Source organism: Enterobacter sp. PGRG2, from assembly GCF_030291195.1.
In the GTDB taxonomy this organism is placed as follows: Bacteria; Pseudomonadota; Gammaproteobacteria; order Enterobacterales; family Enterobacteriaceae; genus Enterobacter_D.
The window spans coordinates 1,253,338-1,256,457 of sequence record NZ_CP127837.1; the positions used below are offsets into that span (position 1 = coordinate 1,253,338).

Below are 3,120 nucleotides of genomic sequence, written 5' to 3' on the forward strand. Positions count from 1 at the left end.
CCACCCTCACCCCGGCCCTCTCCCTGAGGGAGAGGGGAAGGGCAGGAACGGGGCACCGAATAATCCCCTCTCCCATGGGGAGAGGGTTAGGGTGAGGGGAAAATTACTCGTCGCGCTCTTCCCACGCCATGGCGCGTTTCACCGCTTTCTTCCAGCCGCTGTAGCGATAGTTACGTTCGGTGGTTTCGATGCCCGGACGGAATTCACGCTCAATGACCGCTTTTTCCTGTAGCTCATCCAGATTCTGCCAGAAGCCCACTGCCAGGCCCGCCAGATAAGCTGCGCCCAGCGCCGTCACTTCACGCACTTCAGGACGTTCCACGCGGGTGCCGAGAATATCGGACTGGAACTGCATCAGGAAGTTGTTAGCCACCGCGCCGCCGTCCACGCGCAGGGCGTGCAGACGAATACCGGAGTCGGCCTGCATCGCTTCCAGCACATCGCGGGTCTGATAGGCGATGGATTCCAGCGTCGCACGGATGATGTGGTTAGAGTTCACGCCACGGGTCAGGCCGAAGATCGCGCCGCGGGCATAAGGGTCCCAGTAAGGCGCGCCCAGACCGGTAAAGGCCGGCACGACGTACACGCCGTTGGTGTCCTTCACTTTGGTGGCGAAGTATTCGGAGTCGAACGCATCGCTGATCAGCTTCACTTCATCACGCAGCCACTGGATGGATGCGCCCGCCATAAACACTGCGCCTTCCAGCGCATAGTTCACTTCGCCGTGCGGACCGCAGGCGATGGTGGTCAGTAGACCGTGCTCGGACGCCACCGCTTTTTCGCCGGTGTTCATCAGCATAAAGCAGCCGGTGCCGTAGGTGTTTTTAGCCATCCCTTCTTTAACGCACAGCTGGCCAAACAGCGCCGCCTGCTGGTCACCGGCGATACCGGCGATAGGAATACGGGTGCCGCCTTTACCGCCGACGTTGGTCTGGCCGTACACTTCTGAAGATTTGCGGACTTCCGGCAGCATTTCCCGCGGAATATCCAGCACTTCCAGCATTTTGGCGTCCCATTCCAGCGTGTGGATGTTGAACAGCATGGTACGGGAGGCGTTGGTGTAATCCGTAACGTGTACGCGCCCCTGGGTCATTTTCCAGATAAGCCAGGTATCGACGGTGCCGAACAGCAGTTCGCCGCGCTTAGCGCGCTCGCGGGAACCTTCCACGTGGTCAAGGATCCACTTCACTTTGGTCCCGGAGAAGTACGGGTCGATCACCAGACCGGTGGTTTTACGCACGTAATCTTCCAGGCCATCACGTTTTAAATGCTCACAGATGTCGGAAGTACGACGGCACTGCCAGACGATGGCGTTGTAAATCGGCTTGCCGGTCTCTTTATCCCATACGATAGCGGTTTCGCGCTGGTTGGTGATACCAATGGCAGCCACCTGATCGGCGTTGATGTCGGCTTTCGCCAGCACTTCCACCAGCGTTGAACTCTGGCTCGCCCAGATTTCCATCGGGTCATGTTCAACCCAGCCTGGCTTTGGATAAATTTGTTCGAATTCGCGCTGCGCGACACTGATGATATTGGCGTCGTGATCCATTACAACGGCACGGGAGCTGGTGGTTCCCTGGTCAACCGCAACGATATATTTTTTGTCAGTCATAATTTTGTCCCGTAGTCACATTACAGCGAAGCTTTTTGTTGTGCAGTGGCGCTGGCCGGAGCCTTCTCATCTTCCACTACGCAGGTATCGCAGGGCAGGTGGCGGCCAATCAGCTTACGATAGCCAAACGCACCCAGAGACGCGCCCACGATTGGCCCAAACAGCGGCACCAGGAAGTAAGGAATATCTTTGCCGCCGGTAAAGGCAACGTCACCCCAGCCGGCAAGCCAGGCGAAGGTTTTAGGACCAAGATCACGCGCCGGGTTCATCGCAAAGCCGGTCAGCGGCCCCATGGATGCCCCAATCACCGCGATGAGCAGACCGATTAACAGCGGAGCCAGCGGGCCGCGCGGAATGCCGTTGCCATCGTCGCCCAGCGCCATGATCACGCCCATCAGAATAGCGGTAATCACCATTTCAACCGCGAAGGCCTGCACAAAATTGATATGCGGATTCGGATAAGTTGAGAAGATGCCTGCCAGATCCAGACTTTCGACGCTACCGCGCACCATCTGATGCGATTGCTCGAAGTCGATGAAAAGATTGTAATAAAGCCCGTAAACGATCGCCGCTGCGCAAAACGCGCCGGCAAATTGAGAAACGATAAATGGTACAACTTTACGCCCGTCGAAACAGGCAAATCGCCATAACGCAATGGTTACCGCCGGATTAAGATGTGCCCCGGAAACCCCTGCGGTCAGGTAGATGGCCATCGCCACGCCCAGACCCCAGATAATACTGATTTCCCACTGTCCAAAAGTGGCGCCTGCCACTTTCAGCGCTGCGACACATCCGACACCGAAGAAAATCAACAACCCGGTTCCGAGAAATTCGGCGATGCACTGGCCTTTCAAGGTTGATGTTTGACTCATAATCGGATCCTGAAGAGTGTAATGGTTATTGTTAGCGCGACTCAATGACAGTCACGATGCCCTGTAGACACGGTGTTAATTTATCGTTAACGAGCAAAAACGAGAAATATCGAAATCAAAATGTGTGTACTCCGTCAATAAAATGAGCGTTTTCGCGCTATAAAGCGCGTTTTACCAACAGCTCGAAAAGTGAGCTGAATCATTTCATTAACGAATGCGTTAACAATTTAGGGGTAGTTTCGCCAAACGCACCAGGTATATGCTTAAAAGTGTTGCAAAGCGCGATCTACAAGGGTTGTCGCTGGACAGGCGCGTGGTCGCTCCATACAATCGGGGGGATAGAGTGCGCGTTGAAACGGGCGTCGCCTTGCAAATCGGAATTCAGGAGAGGTATGACTATGTCATTAGAAGTGTTTGAGAAGCTGGAAGCGAAAGTACAGCAGGCGATTGATACCATCACCCTGCTGCAGATGGAAATCGAAGAGCTGAAAGAAAAGAACAACTCGCTGTCGCAGGAAATGCAGTCCGCACAGCACTCCCGCGAGCAGCTGGAGCGTGAGAACCACGAACTGAGAGAACAGCAGTCCGGCTGGCAGGATCGTCTGCAGGCTTTATTAGGCCGCATGGAAGAAGTCT

Annotated in this window: 3 protein-coding genes; 1 reads left to right on the plus strand and 2 read right to left on the minus strand. The window is 55.2% G+C overall.

The window, feature by feature from the left end; all coding sequences use genetic code 11:
• Nucleotides 1–103 precede the first annotated feature (103 nt).
• Together glpK and QRD42_RS05400 are read right to left on the minus strand one after the other, a co-directional pair.
• The gene (glpK, locus tag QRD42_RS05395; protein ID WP_072571336.1) at nucleotides 104–1,612 is read right to left on the minus strand and encodes a glycerol kinase GlpK; all 1,509 of its coding nucleotides are present in this window, start codon (nucleotides 1,610–1,612) and stop codon (nucleotides 104–106) included.
• 20 nt (nucleotides 1,613–1,632) lie between these two features.
• Nucleotides 1,633–2,484: an MIP/aquaporin family protein gene (locus tag QRD42_RS05400; protein WP_072571335.1), complete on the minus strand. Its 852-nt coding sequence runs from the start codon at nucleotides 2,482–2,484 to the stop codon at nucleotides 1,633–1,635.
• A 392-nt stretch (nucleotides 2,485–2,876) separates the two neighbouring features.
• Between QRD42_RS05400 and zapB the strand changes: the two genes are divergently transcribed.
• A partial coding sequence (gene zapB / locus QRD42_RS05405; RefSeq protein WP_088222135.1) for a septal ring assembly protein ZapB occupies nucleotides 2,877–3,120 on the plus strand: 244 nt, incomplete at its 3' end.